The sequence below is a fragment of the Streptomyces sp. CB02980 genome, assembly GCF_014451325.2.
Taxonomy (GTDB): domain Bacteria; phylum Actinomycetota; class Actinomycetes; order Streptomycetales; family Streptomycetaceae; genus Streptomyces.
On sequence record NZ_JACSCH020000016.1, the window covers coordinates 1 to 17,380 of the forward strand.

Sequence of the window (17,380 nt, forward strand, 5' to 3'; positions counted from 1 at the left end):
GCCCCGCACGCCGGCACCGTCACCGAACTCGACGTCACACCCGGTTCGACCGTCGCCATGGACCAGATCCTCGCCGTGGTGACGCCCCGCGAGGAGGAGGACGCGTGAGCCTGCCGATGACCGTGAAGGACCCCTCCCTCCCCACCCGGGTACGCATCCACGAGGTCGGGGCCCGGGACGGGCTGCAGAACGAGAAGACGGCCGTCCCGACCGACGTGAAGGCCGAGTTCGTCCGGCGGCTCGCCGCCGCCGGGCTCGGCACGATCGAGGCGACCAGCTTCGTGCACCCGAAGTGGGTGCCCCAACTGGCCGACGCGGAGGAGCTGTTCCCGCTCGTCCGCGACCTCCCGGTCCGGCTCCCGGTGCTCGTGCCGAACGAGCGCGGCCTCGACCGCGCGCTCGCACTCGGGGCCCGCGAGGTCGCCGTGTTCGCCTCGGCGACCGAGTCCTTCGCGAAGGCCAACCTGAACCGGACCGTCGACGAGGCGCTCGCGATGTTCGCGCCGACCGTCACCCGGGCCATAGAGGCCGGTCTCAAGGTCCGCGGCTATCTGTCCATGTGCTTCGGCGACCCCTGGGAGGGCGCCGTCCCGATCGAACAGGTCGTCCGTGTCACCAAGGCCCTGGCCGACATGGGCTGCGACGAGCTGAGCCTTGGGGACACCATCGGCGTCGCCACCCCCGGGCACGTCCAGGCGCTGCTCACGGCCCTGAACGAGGCCGGTGTCCCCACCTCCCGCCTCGCCGTGCACTTCCACGACACCTACGGCCAGGCCCTCTCCAACACCCTCGCCGCCCTCCGCCACGGAGTGACCACGGTCGACGCCTCCGCCGGCGGCCTCGGCGGCTGCCCGTACGCGAAGAGCGCGACCGGCAATCTCGCCACCGAGGATCTCGTGTGGATGCTCGACGGTCTCGGCATCGAGACCGGGGTCGATCTGGCCGCCCTCACCGCCACAAGCGCGTGGATGGCCGACCAGCTGGGCCGGCCCAGCCCCTCCCGTACCGTCCGCGCCCTCTCCCACAAGGAGTGACGTCCCCCATGTCTCTCGACCACCGGCTCTCCGCAGAGCACGAGGAACTCCGCCGTACCGTCGAGGCGTTCGCGCACGACGTCGTGGCGCCGAAGATCGGCGACTACTACGAGCGGCACGAGTTCCCGTACGAGATCGTCCGTGAGATGGGCCGTATGGGCCTGTTCGGGCTGCCGTTCCCCGAGGAGTACGGCGGCATGGGCGGTGACTACCTGGCGCTCGGCATCGCCCTGGAGGAGCTGGCCCGGGTCGACTCCTCCGTGGCGATCACCCTGGAGGCGGGTGTCTCGCTCGGGGCGATGCCCGTGTACCTCTTCGGCACGGACGAGCAGAAGCGCGAGTGGCTGCCGAGGCTGTGTGCCGGCGAGCTGCTCGGTGCCTTCGGTCTGACCGAGCCGGGCGCCGGTTCGGACGCGGGCGGCACCCGTACGACGGCCGTCCGCGACGGCGACCACTGGGTCATCAACGGTTCGAAGTGCTTCATCACCAACTCCGGTACGGACATCACGGGTCTGGTGACGGTCACGGCGGTCACCGGCCGCAAGCCCGACGGCCGTCCGCTGATCTCCTCGATCATCGTCCCCTCCGGCACCCCCGGTTTCACCGTCGCCGCCCCCTACTCGAAGGTCGGCTGGAACGCCTCGGACACCCGTGAGCTGTCCTTCGACGACGTCCGCGTCCCGGTGGAGAACCTCCTCGGCGAGGAGGGCCGCGGGTACGCGCAGTTCCTGCGGATCCTCGACGAGGGCCGGGTCGCGATCGCGGCGCTGGCGACGGGTCTGGCGCAGGGCTGTGTCGACGAGTCGGTGAAGTACGCGAAGGAGCGTCACGCCTTCGGCCGGCCGATCGGCGACAACCAGGCCATCCAGTTCAAGATCGCCGACATGGAGATGCGGGCACACATGGCCCGGATCGGCTGGCGGGACGCGGCCTCGCGGCTGGTCCTCGGCGAGACGTTCAAGAAGGAGGCGGCGATCGCGAAGCTGTACTCCTCGACGGTGGCCGTGGACAACGCCCGTGAGGCGACCCAGATCCACGGTGGCTACGGCTTCATGAACGAGTACCCGGTGGCCCGGATGTGGCGCGACTCGAAGATCCTGGAGATCGGCGAGGGCACGAGCGAGGTCCAGCGCATGCTGATCGCCCGGGAGTTGGGCCTCCAGGCCTGACCCGGCTCGGCCCGGCACGGCTCGGCCCGACCCGTCCTGACCCGGTCTGGCCCGGCCCGGCCCGACCCGACCCGGTCCGGCTCGCACGGAGGGTCCGCCGCCCCGAGGGGGTGGCGGGCCCTCCCCCCTTACCTGTGTTTATGAGGTTAGGCTAACCTATGTTTTCATGACGAACCCCGAGACCGCCCCCTTCCAGTTCTTCCACCTGCGGGTGGACCGGACCCGGCGGCTCGGCCCGTCCCTGGTCCGCGTCACCTTCACCGGCGACGAGCTGAAGAACTTCGCCGCCGGCGGCCGCGACCAGTCGCTCTCCCTCTTCCTGCCGCACCCCGGCCAGGACGCGCCCGTCCTGCCGCCGCTCGACGACCCGGACATGTACGCGATCCTCGGCGCCTGGCGCGCGATGCCCGACGACGTGCGGGCCGTGATGCGTTCGTACACCGTCCGCGAGCAGCGCTCCGAGCCGGAGCACACCGAGAACGCCGTCGACATCGACTTCGCGATCCACGAGGACGGCGGCCCCGCCTGCCGTTGGGCCTCGCGGGCCACCCCCGGCGACCGCGTGGTCGTCCTCGGCCCGGCGATCGCCGAGAACACGGGTGTCCGCTTCCAGCTGCCCGAGGACGCCGACTCCGTCCTGATCTGGGCGGACGAGACGGCCCTTCCGGCCGCCTCGGCGATCCTGGAGTGGCTGCCGGCCGAGACCCGCGCCCAGGTGTTCCTGGAGGTGCCGTACTCCGGCGACCGTACGGAACTGGCGACACAGGCGGACGCGACCGTCACCTGGCTCGTACGCGAGGAGGGGGCGCCGTCCGCCGTGGACGCGGTGCGCGGCGCCGAGCTGCCCGGGGAGGCCCCGTACGTCTGGATCGCGGGCGAGTCGGGCGCGGTGAAGGCGCTGCGCCGGCACTTCGTGCGGGACCGTGAACTCGACCGGCGCCGGGTGACGTTCGTCGGCTACTGGCGCAAGGGCCTGTCCGAGGACGCGCTGCGCGAGGTCCCGGACGAGACTCAGGAAGACGCGTAGCCCAGGGCACACCCCGCCAAAAGCGGACAGTCCGGTCGATGGCGGCCGTCAACTGCCGTGACATGCGAGGGGCGAGAGGTCGTTGCGGTGGAAAGTTAGGTTAGGCTAACCTTGTTTTCACCGCGTCGCCCCTCGCCCCTTTCCCCTGTCCGGAGGGCGCGACCGAGCCCCGTACCTGGAGGCCCCCCACATGCGCTCTCACCTGCTCAACGACGCCACGGCGGAGAGCTACCGGCGCTCCGTCACCGAAGGAGTCGAGCGGGTGGCGGACAAACTCGCCGCGACGCGACGTCCGTTCACCGGAGTGACCCCCGCCGAGCTCGCCCCCGTCATCGACGCCGTCGACCTCGACCGTCCGCTCGGCGACTCCTCCGCCGCGCTCGACGAGCTGGAGAGCGTCTACCTCCGCGACGCCGTCTACTTCCACCACCCCCGGTACCTGGGCCACCTCAACTGCCCGGTGGTCATCCCCGCCGTGCTCGGCGAGGCCGTCCTCTCGGCGGTCAACTCCTCGCTCGACACCTGGGACCAGAGCGCGGGCGCCACCCTCATCGAGCGCAAGCTCATCGACTGGACCAACGGCCGCATCGGCTTCGGCCCGGGCGCCGACGGCGTCTTCACCAGCGGCGGGTCGCAGTCCAACCTCCAGGCCCTGCTCCTCGCCCGCGAGGAGGCCAAGAGCGACGACCTGTCGAAGCTCCGGATCTTCTCCTCCGAGTGCAGCCACTTCAGCGTCCAGAAGTCGGCCACCCTCCTCGGCCTCGGCCAGGACGCCGTCATCTCCATACCGGTCGACCGGAACAAGCGGATGCAGTCCGTCGTCCTCGCCGCCGAGCTGGAGGCCTGCCGCGCCGAGGGCCTCGTCCCGATGGTGATCGTCGCCACCGCCGGCACCACCGACTTCGGCTCCATCGACCCGCTGCCCGAGATCGCCGCCCTGGCCGACGAGTACGGCGCCTGGATGCACGTGGACGCCGCCTACGGCTGCGGACTGCTCGCCTCCCCGACCCGCCGCGGGCTCCTGGCCGGCATCGAGCGGGCCGACTCGGTCACCGTCGACTTCCACAAGTCCTTCTTCCAGCCGGTGAGTTCCTCGGCGATCCTGGTCCGCGACGGAGCCACCCTGCGCCACGCGACCTACCACGCGGACTACCTCAACCCGCGCCGCACGATCGCGGAGCAGATCCCCAACCAGGTCGACAAGTCCCTCCAGACCACCCGCCGCTTCGACGCGCTCAAGCTGTGGATGACCCTGCGCGTGATGGGCGCCGACGGTGTCGGCCGGCTCTTCGACGAGGTCTGCGACCTGGCCGCCGAGGGCTTCGCGCTGCTCGCCGCCGACCCGCGCTACGACGTCGTGGTCGAGCCGCAGATCTCCACCCTCGTCTACCGCTACATCCCGGAGGACGTCACGTCCCCCGAGGACATCGACCGGGCCAATCTGCACGCCCGCAAGGCCCTGTTCGCGTCCGGCGAGGCCGTCGTCGCCGGCACCAAGGTCGACGGCCGCCAGTACCTCAAGTTCACCCTGCTCAACCCCGAGACCACCGCGGCCGACATCGCCGCCGTCCTCGATCTGATCGCCGGCTACGCCGAGCAGTACCTGGGAGAGACCCTTGTCCACGCCTGAGACGACCGAGATCCACGACTTCATCGGCATCGGACTCGGTCCGTTCAACCTCGGCCTCGCCTGCCTGACCGAGCCGATCGACGAGCTGAACGGTCTCTTCCTGGAGTCGAAGCCCGACTTCGAGTGGCACTCGGGGATGTTCCTCGAGGGCGCCCACCTCCAGACCCCGTTCATGTCGGACCTGGTCACGATGGCCGACCCGACCTCGCCGTACTCCTTCCTGAGCTACCTGAAGGACAAGGGCCGGCTGTACTCGTTCTACATCCGCGAGAACTTCTACCCGCTGCGGACCGAGTACAACGACTACTGCCGCTGGGCCGCCGGGCGCCTCTCCTCCGTCCGCTTCTCGACGACCGTCGCGACCGTGACGTTCGACGAGGCCGCCGAGGTGTACGTGGTGACCACCGAGACCGGAGAAACGTTCCGCTCGCGTCGTCTGGTCCTCGGCACCGGCACCCCGGCGTACGTCCCCGAGACCTGCCGGGGCCTCGGCGGCGACCTGATCCACAACTCGCGCTACCTCCCGAACAAGGAGGAGCTCCAGAAGAAGAAGTCGATCACCCTGGTCGGCAGCGGCCAGAGCGCCGCCGAGATCTACTACGACCTCCTCGGCGAGATCGACGTCCACGGGTACAAGCTCAACTGGGTGACCCGCTCCCCGCGCTTCTTCCCGCTGGAGTACACCAAGCTCACCCTGGAGATGACCTCCCCGGAGTACGTGGACTACTTCCACGCGCTCCCCGAGCGGACCCGCTACCGCCTGGAGACCGAGCAGAAGGGCCTCTTCAAGGGCATCGACGGCGAGCTGATCGACGCCATCTTCGACCTGCTCTACCAGAAGAACCTCGACGGCCCCGTGCCCACCCGCCTCCTCACCAACTCCGCGCTGCACACCGCCGCGTACGAGGAGTCGACGGGCACGTACACCCTCGGCTTCCGCCAGGAGGAGCAGGAGAAGGACTTCACCCTGGACACCGAGGGCCTGATCCTCGCCACCGGGTACAAGTACGCCGTCCCCGCCTTCCTCGAGCCGGTCCGCGACCGCCTCAACTGGGACGGCCAGGGCCGCTTCGACGTGGCCCGCAACTACGCGATCGACACGACGGGCCGCGGGGTGTTCCTGCAGAACTCCTCCGTGCACACCCACTCGATCACCTCGCCCGACCTCGGCATGGGGGCGTACCGCAACGCGTACATCATCGGGGCGATGCTGGGCTACGAGTACTACCCCGTCGAGAAGACCATCGCTTTCCAGGAGTTCGCCGCATGACCGTCCTCTTCCGCCCGCTCGACCCCGTCAAGGACGCGGAGCTGCTCCACGGCTGGGTCACCCACCCCAAGGCCGCGTTCTGGATGATGCAGGACGCGAGCGTCGAGGACGTCGTGCGCGAGTACACGGCCTTCGCCGCCCACCCGCACCACGAGGCGTTCATCGGCCTGGTCGACGGGGTCCCCGCGATCCTCATGGAGCGCTACGACCCGGCCCACCTGGAGCTGGTCGGTCTCTACGACCCGCTCCCCGGCGACGTCGGCATGCACTTCCTCGTCGCCCCGACCGACACCCCGGTGCACGGCTTCACCCGCAAGGTGATCACCGCCGTGATGACGGAGCTGTTCGCCGACCCGGCGACCGTCCGGGTCGTCGTCGAGCCGGACGTGTCCAACAAGGCCGTCCACGCCCTCAACGAGGCCGTCGGCTTCGTGCCGGAGCGGGAGATCCAGAAGCCGGAGAAGAAGGCTCTGCTGAGCTTCTGCACCCGGGAGCAGTTCGAGGCCGCCGTGGGAGTCGCCGCATGAGCACCACCGATGTGTCGAACCCCGTCGCGCACCTCACCCCCGAGCTCTGGGCGGACGCCAACCGCGCGCTGATCCGCAAGGGTCTCGCGGAGTTCGCCCACGAGCGGCTCCTCGACCCGCGGGAGCTCGGCGAGAGCCGCTACGTGGTCCTGTCGGACGACGGCGCCACCGAGTACCGCTTCACCGCGGACCGGTACGCCCTCGACCACTGGCAGGTCTACGCCGAGTCGATCAGCCGCCACCGCGGCGACGAGCAGCTTCCGCTGGACGCCCTCCAGTTCATCACCGAGCTGCGCGGCGCGCTGGGCCTGAGCGACGAGGTCCTGCCGGTCTACCTGGAGGAGATCTCCTCCACGCTCGCCGGTACGGCGTTCAAGGCGACCAAGGAGCCGGTCACCTCCGCCGAGCTCACCCACGCCGGTTTCCAGGCGATCGAGACGGGGATGACCGAGGGCCACCCCTGCTTCGTCGCCAACAACGGCCGGCTCGGCTTCGGCGTCGACGAGTTCCGCGCGTACGCCCCCGAGGCGGCGAGCGGGATCCATCTGATCTGGCTGGCGGCGCGGCGCGACCGCACCACCTTCACGGCCGGCGCGGGCATCGACTACGAGACCTTCGTCCGCGCGGAGCTGGGCGACGCGACGGTGGACGGCTTCGCGGCGACCCTGGCGGCCCGCGGCCTGGACCTGGCCGACTACCTCCTCATGCCGGCGCACCCGTGGCAGTGGTGGAACAAGCTGTCCGTCACCTTCGCGGCCGAGGTCGCACAGCAGCGTCTGGTGTACCTGGGCGCGGGCGACGACACGTATCTGGCGCAGCAGTCGATCCGTACCTTCTTCAACACCTCGGACCCGGCCAAGCACTACGTGAAGACCGCCCTCTCGGTCCTCAACATGGGCTTCATGCGGGGCCTTTCGGCCGCGTACATGGAGGCCACCCCGGCCATCAACGACTGGCTGCACACGCTGATCCAGTCGGACGCGACGTTCCGCTCGGTCCGCTTCTCGATCATCCGCGAGCGGGCGGCCGTCGGCTACCGGCACCTGGAGTACGAGGCCGCGACCGACCGCTACTCGCCGTACCGCAAGATGCTGGCGGCGCTCTGGCGCGAGTCCCCCGTGCCGACCCTCGCCGAGGGCGAGCGGCTCGCGACGATGGCGTCCCTCGTTCACGTGGACCACACGGGCGCGTCGTTCGCGGGCGCGCTGATCAAGGAGTCGGGCCTGGAGGCCTCGGTCTGGCTCCGCCAGTACCTGGACGCCTACCTGCTCCCGGTCCTGCACAGCTTCTACGCGTACGACCTGGCGTTCATGCCGCACGGCGAGAACGTGATCCTGGTCCTCGACGAGCGCGGCGCGGTGTCGCGGGCGATCTTCAAGGACATCGCCGAGGAGATCGTCGTCATGGACCCGGCGGCGGTCCTGCCGCCGGCGGTGGAGCGGGTCCGTGCGGAGATCCCCGAGGACATGAAGCTCCTCTCGGTCTTCACGGACGTCTTCGACTGCTTCTTCCGCTTCCTGGCGGCGACGCTCGCCACGGAGGGCGTCCTCGACGAGGACGGCTTCTGGCGGACGGTCGCGGAGTGCGTGCGCGGCTACGAGCAGTCGAAGCCGGAACTGGCGGACCGGTTCGCCCAGTACGACATGTTCGCGGAGACCTTCGCCCTGTCGGCCCTGAACCGCCTCCAGCTCCGCAACAACAAGCAGATGGTCGACCTCTCGGACCCGTCGGCGGCCCTCCAGCTCGTCGGCGACCTGGTCAACCCGATCGCCCGCTTCGCGTAACCCCCGGACCGATGCGAGCCCCGGCGGAGTACGGTCCTCCGCCGGGGCTCACATCTGTGTGTACGGGGCTACTCCGCCGGCCAGGGGACCTCCGGGGAGCGGTAGTAGTCGATGCCCAGGGCGTCGAACCTCGGGGCCTGCTCCGCGAGGCGGACCTTGTACGTGTCCCAGTCGTGGGTCGCCGCCGGCGACCAGCCCAGTTCCGCCAGGCCCGGCAGGCGCGGGAAGGCCATGACGTCCAGGTCGTCCGTGGTGGCCAGGGTCTCCGTCCAGAGCGGGGCCTCGACGCCGCGGACGCTGTCCTCCGGGGCGCCCGCGAGGTAGGCGGCCGGGTTCCAGTCGTACGACCTGCGGACCTCCACGTAGCCCGCCCAGGCGAGGCCGAGCTTGGTGTCCTTCGTGTACTTCATGTCGAGGTACGTGCGGTCGGCCGGGGAGAGGATCAGGCCGGCGCCGTTCCGGGCGGCGGCCGCGACCCGTTCCTTCTCCTCCGTGGGGGTGCGGTCGAGGCCCCAGTACTGGACGAGGGCGCCGTCCGCCGGGGTCGTGCCGGTCAGCTGGTGCCAGCCGACGACCTTCTTGCCGTACTTCGCGACGACGGGCTGCACCTTGTCCATGAAGGTGACGTAGTCCGCGTGGCTGGTGGAGTGCGCCTCGTCGCCGCCGATGTGGATGTACCGGCCGGGGGTGAGCGCGGCGATCTCGCGGATCACGTCGTCGACGAAGTCGTACGTGACGGACTTCGGCACGCACAGGGAGCTGAAGCCGACCTTGGTGCCGGTGTAGAGCGGCGGGGCGACGCCGTCGCAGTTGAGCTCGGCGTAGGAGGCGAGGGCGGCGTTGGTGTGGCCGGGGAGGTCGATCTCGGGGATCACCTCCTGGTAGCGGGAGGCGGCGTACCGGACGATCTCCTGGTACTGCGCCTTGGTGTAGAAGCCGCCGGGGCCGCCGCCGACCTCGGTGGAGCCGCCGTAGGTGGTGAGCCGGGGCCAGGAGTCGACGGCGATGCGCCAGCCCTGGTCGTCGGAGAGGTGCAGATGGAGGGTGTTGACCTTGTAGAGCGCGAGCTGGTCGATGTACCGCTTCACCTCGTCGACGGTGAAGAAGTGGCGGGAGACGTCGAGCATGGCGCCCCGGTAGGCGTAGCGCGGGGTGTCGGTGATGGTGCCGCCGGCGATCTTCCAGGGCCCGTTCTGGACGCTCTTGCGTTCGACGGCGGAGGGCAGCTGCTGGCGCAGGGTCTGGACGCCTCGGAAGAGGCCGGCGGGTTCGCGCGCGGTGAGGGTGACGCCGTCGGGGGCCGAGCGGAGCCGGTAGCCCTCGGCGCCGAGGGCGGTGTCGCCGGGGCTGAGACGGAGTCGGATGCCGCCGCCGGCGGCCTGGTCGTCGACGACGGGCAGCGGGAAGCCGGTGGCGGGGCGCAGCAGTCCGGCGAGGTAGCGGCCGAGCTCCCGGATCTCGCGGTTCGTGTCGTCCACGCCGATGCGGGTGGTCGGGGTGAGGGTGTAGGGCTCGCCCTCGGGGGCGACGGAGGCGGGTACGGGCACGATGCGGCCGAGCGGGCGGACCTCGGGCTCGGCGGCGGCCGGGGCGTTCTTGCCGTCCGCCGGGCTGTCGGCGGCGGCCTCGCCGCAGCCGACACCGGCGGCGGCGACGAGGAGCAGGGATCCGATCAGGCGCGGAATCCTTCGGCGCTGTGTCACAGGCTGGTCCCCTTCAGACGTTGGATCAGGCGTTGGACGCGTCTGTCGAGTTCTATATCCGAACCGTCACCATGCGTACCGCTGTGATAGCCATCAGTCAAGGTCTGGACCAATCACCCCGAATGACGGGGGGATCATGACGCACCTGCCCGATATCGGGCAGGATTCTTGCGAATGAGGACGGGTACCCCTCAATATTCATGGGTGCTCGAACGCCGCCCGTCGCACGACGACCTCATCGACCACCTGGTCCGCAGCACCGCGCTCCAGCGCGGTGAGGCCGCCCGGGTGGTACTCGACGTGCTGGCGTACTTCGACGAGACGACCGAGGAGTTCGTCCGCCGCCGACACCGCGAACTGCAGTCCGGCGGGGCCGTGAACGCCGAGATCTTCGAACGGATCTCGGCGGAACTGCCCCACCGGGCCGTGGCGCCGCCGGAGCTCTCGCTCCGGCAACTGCGCCGCATCGTCTACGGCTGAATCACGAACGAGCACGGCGAGCACGCTCACCAACCTGGAGGGGTTTCACCTTTATGTGCGGAATTGTCGGTTACATCGGAAAGCGCGACGTCGCCCCGCTGCTCCTCGAGGGCCTGGCGCGTCTGGAGTACCGGGGATACGACTCGGCCGGCATGGTCGTCACCAGCCCGAAGGCCTCCGGCCTGAAGATGGTGAAGGCCAAGGGTCGCGTCCGTGACCTGGAGGCCCGTGTCCCCAAGCGCTTCACCGGTACCACCGGCATCGCCCACACCCGCTGGGCCACCCACGGCGCGCCGAGCGACATCAACTCGCACCCGCACATGGACCCCGAGAACAAGGTCGCGGTCGTCCACAACGGCATCGTCGACAACGCCCAGGAGCTCCGCGCCAAGCTGGAGGCCGACGGCGTCGTCTTCGCCTCCGAGACGGACACCGAGGTCATCACCCACCTCATCGCCCGCTCCCAGGCCACCACCCTCGAGGAGAAGGTCCGCGAGGCGCTCAAGGTCATCGAGGGCACCTACGGCATCGCCGTGATGCACGCCGACTTCAACGACCGCATCGTCGTGGCCCGCAACGGCTCGCCGGTCATCCTCGGCATCGGCGAGAAGGAGATGCTCGTCGCCTCCGACGTCGCCGCCCTGATCGCCCACACCCGCCAGGTCGTCACCCTCGACGACGGCGAGATGGCCACCCTGAAGGCCGACGACTTCCGTACCTACACGACCTCGGGCGCGACCACCACCGCCACCCCGGAGACCGTGGAGTGGGAGGCCGCCTCGTACGACATGGGCGGTCACGACACGTTCATGCACAAGGAGATCTCCGAGCAGCCCGACGCGGTCGACCGCGTGCTGCGCGGCCGGATCGACGACCGCTTCTCCACCGTGCACCTGGGCGGCCTGAACCTGGACCCGCGCGAGGCCCGCACCATCCGCCGGATCAAGATCCTCGGCTGCGGCACCTCGTACCACGCCGGTCTCATCGGCGCCGGGCTCATCGAGTCCATGGCCCGCATCCCCGCCGACGCCGAGCCGGCCTCGGAGTTCCGCTACCGCAACCCGGTCGTGGACCCCGACACCCTCTACATCGCCGTCTCCCAGTCCGGCGAGACCTACGACGTGCTCGCCGCCGTCCAGGAGCTGAAGCGCAAGGGCGCCCGCGTCCTCGGCGTGGTCAACGTGGTCGGCTCCGCCATCGCCCGCGAGGCCGACGGCGGTGTGTACGTCCACGCCGGCCCCGAGGTCTGCGTCGTCTCCACCAAGTGCTTCACCAACACGGTCACCGCCTTCGCGCTGCTCGCCCTGCACCTGGGCCGCATCCGCGACCTGTCCGTCACCGACGGCAAGCGGATCATCGAGGGCCTGCGCAAGCTGCCCGCGCAGATCCAGGAGATCCTCGAGACCGAGGACGAGATCAAGAAGATCGCCGCGGAGTACGCCGGCGCCCAGTCGATGATGTTCATCGGCCGCGTCCGGGGCTACCCCGTCGCCCTCGAGGCCTCCCTGAAGCTCAAGGAGATCTCCTACATCCACGCCGAGGCCTACCCGGCCTCCGAGCTGAAGCACGGCCCGCTCGCCCTCATCGAGCCGGCCCTGCCGACGGTCGCGATCGTCCCCGACGACGACCTGCTCGAGAAGAACCGCGCCGCCCTGGAGGAGATCAAGGCCCGCAGCGGCCGCATCCTCGCGGTGGCGCACCAGCCGCAGGCCAAGGCCGACCACACCATCGTCGTGCCGAAGAACGAGGACGAGCTGGACCCGATCCTGATGGGCATCCCGCTCCAGCTCCTCGCCTACCACACGGCGCTCGCCATGGGCCGCGACATCGACAAGCCGCGCAACCTGGCCAAGTCCGTCACGGTCGAGTAGCAGCGACCTCGGGGCCTGTCCCCCCGAGCCGCGCCGCCGGGCCTGTCCCCCGGCGGTTCGACCGGACACGAAGCGGTCCCCCCGTGCATCCCAGGTGCACGGGGGGACCGCTTCTTTTGAGGCCCGGTTCACCTCCGGGGCCTGAGGGGCACCCCGGTCAGCTCGCCGCGGCCGCGCTGCGGTTCGCCCGGCCGAGTGCGGTCGGCCAGCCGGCCACCGCCGCCGTCGCGCCGTACCAGGCGACCAGACCGGCGACGGCCGCCACCCAGCCGCCCGCCTTCGCGAGCCCGCCGTTGTCGGCGAGCGCCCCGATGCCGAGCAGCAGGAGCGCGACGAACAACAGCCCGTACACGCCCTGTCCGAACAGTCCGCTGCCCGAGGCGGCCAGCGTCAGCGTGAGCGTGAGGAGCGCCCACAGGAGCAGGAAGACGCCCACGGCGTCGGCGGACTCACCGCCGCCGGCCGCGGTGCCCCAGGTGAACCAGAAGGCGCCGAGCGCCGCGAACGCCGTGCCCTCACCCTTGTCGCCCGCACGGAGGGCGAGCAGACCGACGAGGAAGAGCGTCACCCCGCCGACCCAGGTGGCGAGGCCCGCGGCATCCGCTGCCGCGACGTTGTCGATGACACCGGTGCCGCCCAGGCCGAAGGCCAGCAGGGTCAGTCCGAGTGCGAGGTGGCCGAGAGTGGAAGTGGTGTTTCCCGCGGCGACTTCGTTGTTCACGGCGGGCTCCCTTCAAGTGCGCAGGTGTACTGCGTGAGCTGCTGTGTTCCGGTGACACTTATGTACCCTTCACAAGCGCACAATTCACCTGAGGAAGGCCGAATTTATGGCGGGATGACGTCAGTTGAGGAAGAGACCTGACGGGTCGTACGGGACGGAAGGGGCCCTCGTACGCGACGGAAGGGGTTCTCGTACGCGACGGAAAGGGGTTCTCGTACGCCCTACGGGATGACGATCACGGGCCGCTGGGCGCGGCGCGCGAGGCGGCCGGCCACCGAGCCGAAGATCCGGCCGACGATCCCGTGCGTGGAGCCGACCACGATCGCGTCGGCCGAGTACTCCCGGCCGACCTCCTCCAGCTCGTGGCAGATGTCGCCGCCGCGCTCGACGAGGATCCAGGGCACCTCGGAGAGGTGCTCGGCGCAGGCCAGCTCCAGGCCGAGGACCTCGGTCCGGTGATCGGGCACGTCGACGAAGACGGGGGGCTCGCAGCCGGCCCACACCGTGGTGGGCAGCCTGTTGGCCACGTGCACGATGATCAGGCCCGAGCCGGAACGCCTGGCCATGCCGATGGCGTACGCGAGGGCGCGCTCACTGGACGTGGAGCCGTCGAAGCCGACGACGACACCGTGCCGGAAGGCCGGGTCGCAGGCGTGACGTGGCTGTTCTACCGCGAGGGGGTCGACCGTGGAATCGGCGACGCGCTTGCGGTCCGCGGGTTCGGGGAATTCGTGACCGGCCATCGGTGTCTCGGCGAAGAGAGTCCTCGTGGGAAGGGACGGGGAACGGAGGGGACGGAACAACGGGTGGCGGCGGAGCTGTGTCCGGGAATCATCTTCCCAAGCCCATACCCCCAAGGGTACGGCGACACTCCTCTCCTGCCCAGAGCCCGCCGTGCCACTCCCCGGCGTGCGCCCCGCTCGCGCGCGGCGTTCCAGGGAGCATGCCCGAGCGGCTCGGGATCTGGCAATGCCGGTTGTGCCCTACAGGTGTCCGTACGGGGGCCAAACGGACGTCGCCGAGAGTGACCGGAAGGTTCCGCTTCTCGTTGCCACAGGTCCAGCCCACCGTCGCAGGGAGACCGCCCGTGCCCGCACCATCGACCGCCGCCGGCCAGACCTCCACCGCCCCCGCCGCCACCCGCGCCACCGCGCTCGGAGGGCCCCGCGGCCGCCGCCGGGCGCCCGTCCTCGGCCCGGCCGCCGCCGCAGACCCGGATCCGGGCAACGGGCAGGGGGCCACGGGGACGGTCCCGCGCGCGGGGGCCGGCGCGGGCACGGCGGCCGGCGCGGGGACGGGTGCGGGGGCGGGCGCGGGGACGGGTGCGGGGGCGGGCTCGGGGACGGGCTCGGGGACGAGTGCAGGGACGGGTGCGGGGGCGGGCTCGGGGACGGGCTCGGGGACGAGTGCAGGGACGGGCTCGGGGGCGGGCTCGGGGATCGGCGGGGCCACCGCGGACCAGGCCGGTGACGTCGTCCGCTGGGCGGTCTTCTGCTGCGTACTGGTCCCGGTGGTCCTGCTCGTCTACGGCAGCTCCCTCGGCGGCGCCGCCGGGACCGCGCTCGGCCTCGTCTCGGTGACGGCGGCCTGCCGGGTGCTGCTGCGGCGCTCGGAGCGGGGGATGCGGAGCGAGGGCGTCCGTGGCAGGCGACGCAGCCAGGACACCCGCTAGGTTTCCAGGGGTGTAAATCAACCCGAATCGGGGCGCCGATCGGGCCCGCCCCTCGTGGAGTTGACAGGTTCGTACACGCGAACCCATATGTTTTCAGCCAACTTCCATCCGTCGGCGAGTCCTTGGCAAAACGGTTGCCCAACCCCGGTGCCGGCACCCGAAAATCCCCCGCCCCAAGGGCTCGCACCCCCCGCGTACGGGGGCGTTCACCGCCCCACCCCTTCCCCCGGGGGCCTCCCGACGGAAGACTTCGCGATCGATCGCTTCACGCCAAGTGGCCTTGTCGACAATCCACCGGATGAAGAACTTGTCACGCCGGCGCCATGGGACGCAGTAGATTCGATCATGGGTACCGAAGACTGGGGTCTCGTGCAAAACCGAGGGGAAACGTGCAGGAGCGACACGACCAGGGAGACGCGAACACCGAGGGGGGCTTAGCGTCATGAGCCAGGACTCCACCGCACCGGAGGCCGCACGGAAGCTGACCGGGCGGCGCCGTCGCGAAGTCGTCGCGGTGCTGCTGTTCAGCGGCGGCCCCATCTTCGAGAGCTCCATCCCGCTCTCCGTGTTCGGCATCGACCGGCAGGACGCCGGAGTGCCCCGCTACCGACTGCTGGTCTGTGCGGGCGAGGACGGACCGCTGCGGACCACCGGTGGACTCGAACTGACCGCGCCATACGGCCTGGAGGCGATCAGCCGGGCGGGCACCGTCGTCGTCCCGGCCTGGCGGTCGATCACCTCGCCGCCACCGCCGGAGGCGCTCGAAGCGCTGCGCCGCGCCCACGAGGAGGGCGCGCGGATCGTCGGGCTGTGCACCGGGGCGTTCGTCCTCGCCGCGGCCGGCCTGCTCGACGGCCGCCCGGCGACGACGCACTGGATGTACGCGCCGACGCTCGCCAAGCGCTACCCGTCGGTCCATGTGGACCCCCGGGAGCTCTTCGTCGACGACGGCGACGTGCTGACCTCCGCGGGCACGGCGGCCGGAATCGATCTGTGTCTGCACATCGTGCGGACCGACCACGGCACGGAGGCCGCGGGCGCCCTGGCGCGCCGGCTGGTCGTCCCGCCGCGGCGCAGCGGCGGTCAGGAGCGCTACCTCGACAGGTCTTTACCTGAGGAGATCGGCGCCGACCCGCTGGCCGAGGTCGTCGCCTGGGCGCTGGAGCACCTCCACGAGCAGTTCGACGTGGAGACCCTGGCGGCCCGCGCGTACATGTCACGGCGGACCTTCGACCGCCGGTTCCGCTCGCTGACCGGTTCGGCCCCCCTCCAGTGGCTGATCACCCAGCGGGTGCTGCAGGCGCAGCGGCTGCTCGAGACCTCCGACTACTCGGTCGACGAGGTCGCGGGCCGATGCGGCTTCCGCTCGCCGGTGGCGCTGCGCGGCCACTTCCGACGGCAGCTCGGCTCCTCGCCGGCCGCCTACCGGGCGGCGTACCGTGCGCGGCGGCCGCAGGGCGACACCGCCACGGCGGTGCTCGACCCGGTCGTGCCCGCCCAGGTCATGGCCGGAATCCGGCGCCCGGCGTCCCCGCTGGACCAGGGGAAGCCGCAGTCCGACGCCTACGCCCCGGGGCGCGCCTCGCTCCCGGGCCAGCGCAGCGCGCCGTAAGGAAAGAGAAGACCGCCGCCGCCACAAGCGGCGCGACGCAGGAACGACGGGCCCTCGGGGACATCTCCCCCGGGGGCCCGTCGGCGTCGCGTCGACCGGGCTGCCGGCGCGGGGCGGCCGTCCGTGGCGCGCGGGGGAAATCGGCGTCGAGTCCGGCATCGACCCCTCCACGGACGGCTCGGCCGCTCCGACATGCAGAAGAGCCCCTAAGGTGGACGCATGAACGATCGCATGGTGTGGATCGACTGCGAGATGACCGGGCTCTCGCTGACGGACGACGCACTCATCGAGGTGGCCGCACTGGTCACCGACTCGGAACTGAACGTGCTCGGCGACGGGGTGGACATCGTGATCCGCCCGCCGGACACGGCCCTGGAGACCATGCCCGAGATCGTGCGCCAGATGCACACGGCCTCGGGGCTGCTCGACGCGCTCGCCGACGGCACCACGCTCGCCGACGCGGAGGCCCAGGTCCTCGCGTACATCCGCGAGCACGTCAAGGAACCCGGCAAGGCGCCCCTGTGCGGGAACTCGGTCTCCACGGACCGCGGCTTCCTCGCCCGGGACATGCCCGCCCTGGAGAGCCACCTGCACTACCGGATCGTCGATGTCTCCTCGGTCAAGGAGCTGGCCCGCCGCTGGTACCCGAGGGCGTACTTCAACAGTCCGGAGAAGAACGGCAACCACCGGGCGCTCGCCGACATCCGCGAGTCCATCGCGGAGCTGCGCTACTACCGCGAGGCGGTCTTCGTCCCGCAGCCCGGCCCCGACTCGGAGACCGCGAAGCGGATCGCGGCCCGGCACGTCGTACCGGCCGAATAATCCCCTCCGCGCAGGGCCGCTCGTGCCCGCACATCAATGCGGGCGCGAGCACCCTCCA

15 protein-coding genes are annotated in these 17,380 nt (G+C 70.7%); 12 read left to right on the top strand and 3 right to left on the bottom strand.

Annotated elements, in window-relative coordinates:
• Positions 1-104 precede the first annotated feature (104 nt).
• The 7 genes from E0F75_RS28755 (at position 105) to E0F75_RS28785 (ending at position 8,441) form a co-directional block, all read left to right on the top strand.
• Positions 105-1,034 carry a hydroxymethylglutaryl-CoA lyase gene (locus E0F75_RS28755; protein WP_229313877.1) on the top strand — a complete coding sequence of 310 codons (930 nt, stop codon included), beginning with the start codon at positions 105-107 and terminating at the stop codon, positions 1,032-1,034.
• 8 nt (positions 1,035-1,042) lie between these two features.
• On the top strand, positions 1,043-2,203 hold the full coding sequence (locus tag E0F75_RS28760; protein ID WP_030324736.1) for an acyl-CoA dehydrogenase family protein: 1,161 nt from the start codon (positions 1,043-1,045) through the stop codon (positions 2,201-2,203).
• A gap of 166 nt (positions 2,204-2,369) precedes the next feature.
• A complete protein-coding gene (locus E0F75_RS28765) occupies positions 2,370-3,230 on the top strand; it encodes a siderophore-interacting protein (protein ID WP_229313878.1) in 861 nt (286 codons plus the stop codon).
• Between the two features lie 190 nt (positions 3,231-3,420).
• A complete protein-coding gene (locus E0F75_RS28770; RefSeq protein ID WP_229313879.1) occupies positions 3,421-4,860 on the top strand; it encodes an aspartate aminotransferase family protein in 1,440 nt (479 codons plus the stop codon).
• Positions 4,847-6,130 carry a lysine N(6)-hydroxylase/L-ornithine N(5)-oxygenase family protein gene (locus E0F75_RS28775; RefSeq protein ID WP_229313880.1) on the top strand — a complete coding sequence of 428 codons (1,284 nt, stop codon included), beginning with the start codon at positions 4,847-4,849 and terminating at the stop codon, positions 6,128-6,130. The genes E0F75_RS28770 and E0F75_RS28775 overlap by 14 nt, the downstream gene beginning before the upstream one ends.
• Positions 6,127-6,657, top strand: coding sequence for a GNAT family N-acetyltransferase (locus E0F75_RS28780; RefSeq protein ID WP_229313881.1), 531 nt, complete (start codon positions 6,127-6,129; stop codon positions 6,655-6,657). Before E0F75_RS28775 ends, E0F75_RS28780 begins: the two co-directional genes overlap by 4 nt.
• Positions 6,654-8,441, top strand: coding sequence for an IucA/IucC family siderophore biosynthesis protein (locus tag E0F75_RS28785; protein ID WP_229313882.1), 1,788 nt, complete (start codon positions 6,654-6,656; stop codon positions 8,439-8,441). The genes E0F75_RS28780 and E0F75_RS28785 overlap by 4 nt, the downstream gene beginning before the upstream one ends.
• A 68-nt stretch (positions 8,442-8,509) precedes the next feature.
• Here the strand turns inward: E0F75_RS28785 and E0F75_RS28790 are convergent, their stop codons facing one another.
• Entirely contained in the window at positions 8,510-10,144 is a 1,635-nt protein-coding gene (locus E0F75_RS28790) for a beta-N-acetylhexosaminidase (protein WP_229313883.1), read from the bottom strand.
• A 204-nt stretch (positions 10,145-10,348) separates the two neighbouring features.
• Between E0F75_RS28790 and E0F75_RS28795 the strand changes: the two genes are divergently transcribed.
• Together E0F75_RS28795 and glmS are read left to right on the top strand one after the other, a co-directional pair.
• A complete protein-coding gene (locus E0F75_RS28795; RefSeq protein WP_030324756.1) occupies positions 10,349-10,624 on the top strand; it encodes a hypothetical protein in 276 nt (91 codons plus the stop codon).
• 53 nt (positions 10,625-10,677) lie between these two features.
• On the top strand, positions 10,678-12,495 hold the full coding sequence (gene glmS, locus E0F75_RS28800; protein ID WP_229313884.1) for a glutamine--fructose-6-phosphate transaminase (isomerizing): 1,818 nt from the start codon (positions 10,678-10,680) through the stop codon (positions 12,493-12,495).
• Positions 12,496-12,652: 157 nt separating this feature from the next.
• Here glmS and E0F75_RS28805 read toward each other — a convergent pair whose 3' ends face one another.
• Together E0F75_RS28805 and E0F75_RS28810 are read right to left on the bottom strand one after the other, a co-directional pair.
• A complete protein-coding gene (locus E0F75_RS28805) occupies positions 12,653-13,216 on the bottom strand; it encodes a GPR1/FUN34/YaaH family transporter (RefSeq protein WP_229313885.1) in 564 nt (187 codons plus the stop codon).
• 221 nt (positions 13,217-13,437) lie between these two features.
• A complete protein-coding gene (locus tag E0F75_RS28810; RefSeq protein ID WP_015033782.1) occupies positions 13,438-13,959 on the bottom strand; it encodes a universal stress protein in 522 nt (173 codons plus the stop codon).
• Positions 13,960-14,303: 344 nt separating this feature from the next.
• Between E0F75_RS28810 and E0F75_RS40765 the strand changes: the two genes are divergently transcribed.
• From E0F75_RS40765 to orn, 3 genes are all read left to right on the top strand, one after another.
• Positions 14,304-14,888 (top strand): hypothetical protein, encoded by a 585-nt coding sequence (locus E0F75_RS40765; RefSeq protein ID WP_374115449.1) that lies wholly within the window; start codon positions 14,304-14,306, stop codon positions 14,886-14,888.
• 442 nt (positions 14,889-15,330) lie between these two features.
• On the top strand, positions 15,331-16,500 hold the full coding sequence (locus tag E0F75_RS28820; protein ID WP_229313886.1) for a helix-turn-helix domain-containing protein: 1,170 nt from the start codon (positions 15,331-15,333) through the stop codon (positions 16,498-16,500).
• Between the two features lie 219 nt (positions 16,501-16,719).
• Complete coding sequence (gene orn, locus E0F75_RS28825; RefSeq protein WP_229313887.1) at positions 16,720-17,322, top strand: oligoribonuclease; 603 nt, start codon at positions 16,720-16,722, stop codon at positions 17,320-17,322.
• Positions 17,323-17,380: the final 58 nt, after the last annotated feature.

Excerpts from the sequence above, each read along its gene's own strand:
- E0F75_RS28760 (WP_030324736.1), top strand. The coding sequence starts at position 1,043 with ATGTCTCTCGACCACCGGCTCTCCGCAGAGCACGAGGAACTCCGCCGT.
- E0F75_RS28765 (WP_229313878.1), top strand. The coding sequence starts at position 2,370 with ATGACGAACCCCGAGACCGCCCCCTTCCAGTTCTTCCACCTGCGGGTG.
- E0F75_RS28770 (WP_229313879.1), top strand. The coding sequence starts at position 3,421 with ATGCGCTCTCACCTGCTCAACGACGCCACGGCGGAGAGCTACCGGCGC.
- E0F75_RS28780 (WP_229313881.1), top strand. The coding sequence starts at position 6,127 with ATGACCGTCCTCTTCCGCCCGCTCGACCCCGTCAAGGACGCGGAGCTG.
- E0F75_RS28785 (WP_229313882.1), top strand. The coding sequence starts at position 6,654 with ATGAGCACCACCGATGTGTCGAACCCCGTCGCGCACCTCACCCCCGAG.
- glmS (WP_229313884.1), top strand. The coding sequence starts at position 10,678 with ATGTGCGGAATTGTCGGTTACATCGGAAAGCGCGACGTCGCCCCGCTG.
- E0F75_RS28810 (WP_015033782.1), bottom strand. The coding sequence starts at position 13,959 with ATGGCCGGTCACGAATTCCCCGAACCCGCGGACCGCAAGCGCGTCGCC.
- E0F75_RS28820 (WP_229313886.1), top strand. The coding sequence starts at position 15,331 with ATGAGCCAGGACTCCACCGCACCGGAGGCCGCACGGAAGCTGACCGGG.
- orn (WP_229313887.1), top strand. The coding sequence starts at position 16,720 with ATGAACGATCGCATGGTGTGGATCGACTGCGAGATGACCGGGCTCTCG.